Origin of the sequence: Burkholderia sp. Se-20378 (assembly GCF_017104665.1) — a bacterium.
GTDB classification, from domain to species: Bacteria; Pseudomonadota; Gammaproteobacteria; order Burkholderiales; family Burkholderiaceae; genus Burkholderia; species Burkholderia lata.
Genome location: NZ_JAAGPG010000800.1, coordinates 1 through 2,831 on the forward strand (window position 1 = coordinate 1; position 2,831 = coordinate 2,831).

General features: G+C 69.0%; 2 protein-coding genes and 2 pseudogenes. All 4 read left to right on the forward strand.

Translation table 11 applies throughout. The features are described 5' to 3' along the window. Nucleotides 1–347, forward strand: a pseudogene (locus G3N93_RS37700) (hypothetical protein); the annotation flags it as partial. Beyond that, on the forward strand, nucleotides 340–1,812 hold the full coding sequence (locus G3N93_RS37705; protein ID WP_241026871.1) for an MATE family efflux transporter: 1,473 nt from the start codon (nucleotides 340–342) through the stop codon (nucleotides 1,810–1,812). The pseudogene G3N93_RS37700 and the gene G3N93_RS37705, both read left to right, overlap by 8 nt. A 44-nt stretch (nucleotides 1,813–1,856) precedes the next feature. Further along, nucleotides 1,857–2,528 carry a class I SAM-dependent methyltransferase gene (locus G3N93_RS37710; protein ID WP_174943500.1) on the forward strand — a complete coding sequence of 224 codons (672 nt, stop codon included), beginning with the start codon at nucleotides 1,857–1,859 and terminating at the stop codon, nucleotides 2,526–2,528. A 14-nt stretch (nucleotides 2,529–2,542) separates the two neighbouring features. Beyond that, nucleotides 2,543–2,831 (forward strand): annotated as a pseudogene (locus tag G3N93_RS37715) (citrate synthase); the annotation flags it as partial.

Below are 2,831 nucleotides of genomic sequence, written 5' to 3' on the forward strand. Positions count from 1 at the left end.
TGCAGGGCCGCGCGGATCAGCGCTTCAAGTTCGCGGGCAACCTGATCAGCACCGAGCTGCTGGCGCAGCGGCTGGCGGCGTGCGTCGGCCGGCCGCTCGATTGCCAGTTTCGCCTGGACGCCGACGCGCACGGGCGCGACTGCCTGACGGTCGCGCTGGACCTGGGCGACGACGAGCTCGCCCCGCTCGCGTCACGGCTGACGGATGCGCTGCTGGAGGTCGAGGACGTGCGCGAATGCCTCGACAAGGGCGAAGGTCGCCTCGACGTGCTCGGTCGCGACGCATTGCGCTTCTCTGCGCGCCAGAAGCTGCCGCGCCTGATCGACGAGAGGCACGCCCATGTCTGACGATCGCGCCGCCGTCGCGCCTGCCCCGCCCGCCGCGTCCTCCGCGCGCACGCCGTCCGCCACAGCTGCGACGTTGGCCTCGACGCACGCGTCGCGGGCCGACCGTATGCGACAGTTCGCGGCCGAGGTGCGCGCGACCTGGCTGATGCTCTATCCGATGGTGCTGTCGTCGATTTTCGGCTACTGCATGACGCTGTTCGACTATCGCTGGATTCGCGACCTGCCGGCGGAGGACATGGCGCTGCTCGCGCTCGTCAACGGCAGCGTCGCGACGTTCCTGTTCCTGCTCGGCAAGAGCTTCGAGGAGTCGTTCGTCGCGGTGTTCGCCAAGGCGCCCCGCGAGGAACAGGGCCGGCTGTTCGTGCAGAGCCTGGTGTTCGCGGGCGCGATCGGCGCGCTGGTCGTGCTGGTGCTGATCGCCACGCGGGCGCCGCTGATGACGTTCATTTCCGGCGGCCAGTTCCACGGCGAGCGCATGTTCGGCTATTACGCGCTCGTGATCGGCAGCTTTCCGCTCACGCTGCTCAGCACCGCGCTTTCCGCGGCGATGCGCACGTACGGCGACACCAAGTCGCCTGCCCGAATCAGCATCGCATGCGGCGTGGTCAACAACATCCTCGATCCGCTGCTCGTGTTCGGGCTGTTCGGCCAGCATCCGTCGCTGCAGCTGTTCGGCCTCGCGCTGACCTCGTGGATCACCAAGAGCCTGTATCTCGGCTGGTGCGTCCGGTGTATCCGCCCGCGGCTGCGCCGCGAGCAGGTCGTGCTGCCGCGCCCCGGCGTGGAATGGCCGACGCAGCGACGGCTGCTGCGCATCTTCCTGCCTTCGGCCGCGCTCGAGGCGCTGACCTTTCTCGCGAATACGGCTGTCTATTCGCTGATCGCCCGCTACGGCGTGCGCGCGATCGGCGGGTACGGCATCGGCTTCGAATTGATGACGATCGGATTCATCCTCATCAAGGGCCTGAGCATGGTGTTCATGATCCGGATCGGTCATCTGGTGCGCAGCCGGGCGCCGTCCCGGGCGGCACTGCAGTCGGTGATGCTGCTGGGCGTGCTGTTCACCGCGGCGATCAGCATCGCGTTCTTCCTGCTGCGCGCGCTCGCGCTGCGCTTTCTCGCGTCCGACGCAGGCGTGATCGCGGTCGCGACCGCGCTGCTCGACTACGTGCCGCTGTTCGTCTTCAGCTATCTGCTGACGAACCTCGTGACGGGCTGCTTCCAGATTCTCGAACGCCCGGCGCGCGCGATGGCGCTCGGGTTGTTCTTTTCCTGGATCGTCACGCCGGGCGCGATCTACCTCGGCGTCACGCACCATCTCGCGCTCACGCAACTGTTCGCGCTGCTCGCGGGCGTGAGCGTCGTGCGCCAGGCCGTGTACCTGACGATTTTCCTGCGGCTCATGCGCAGGCTCGGCGCCGCGCCGTCCGCACCCCCGGCCGGCGTGCGCGCCGCGGCCGGATGATGCCACGACCGTTGTACCCCTAGACCTCACGACTGGAGACCTGCATGCGTACCAATACCCCCGCCGAAGTCAACGCCGACACCTACGATCACTACGTCGACACGTTCACGCTCGAATGGAACCGCAATCTGGTGCAGCGCGTCGAGCACGAGCTCGCGCAGCGGCGCATCGCGTCGGGCCGGTTGCTCGATGTCGGCACCGGTACCGCGCGGACGCTGATCGAGCTGGCCCGCGTCCCGTCGCTCGCACCGCTGGGCTTCGTCGGGGTCGACTACTACGACGACATGGTGCAGCGCGCCGAACAGAACGTGCGCGCGGAAGGGCTCGAAGGGCGCATCGACATCCGCGCGGGCGACGTCCACGCGCTGCCGTTCGACGACGGGACGTTCGTCGCGGTGATCGGCCGTTCGGTCGTGCATCACTGGGCCGACCCGGTCGGCGCGTACCGGGAGATCTTCCGCACGCTGGCGCCCGGTGGCTTCGCGCTGATTCACGAACCCTGCAGCGATCCGGCGCCGGAGGCGCTGGCGTTCTTCAACGAGCGCCGCGCGGCCGCAGGCGTTCATCCGGTCCATCTCGACGGCAAGTTCACGGTCGCGGAGTCGGTCGGGCACCTGCACGAAGCCGGCATCGGCGAGCACGCCAGCGTATCGAAGGGATCGGGGATGCTCGCGATCGGCTTCGAGGTGCTGATCGCGAAACCGGCGCAGCAGTAAGCGGGGCATCGCCGATGCGAACCGCTCACGACCTGCCGGCGCCGGACGCCGCCCGTCCGCGCGCCGCACGCGACGAAAGCGAGATCGATGCGGTCTCGATCTCGCCCGACCGGCTTTCCGTACGCGGCGTCGATCTGCTGCAGCTGATCGAGTCCGTCGATTTCACGGCCGCGATCCTGCATGTGCTCGCGGGCCGGATGCCGGACGCGGGCGACGTGCGCGCACTCGATCGCGCACTGGCGGCGCGGCTTGCCGACGACGGGCCGCCCGCCGACGGCCTGCCCGCCGCGCCACTCGGAACGG

What these genes read in the sequence shown, in the direction of transcription:
- G3N93_RS37705 (WP_241026871.1), top strand. Translation starts at nt 340, where the DNA reads ATGTCTGACGATCGCGCCGCCGTCGCGCCTGCCCCGCCCGCCGCGTCC.
- G3N93_RS37710 (WP_174943500.1), top strand. Translation starts at nt 1,857, where the DNA reads ATGCGTACCAATACCCCCGCCGAAGTCAACGCCGACACCTACGATCAC.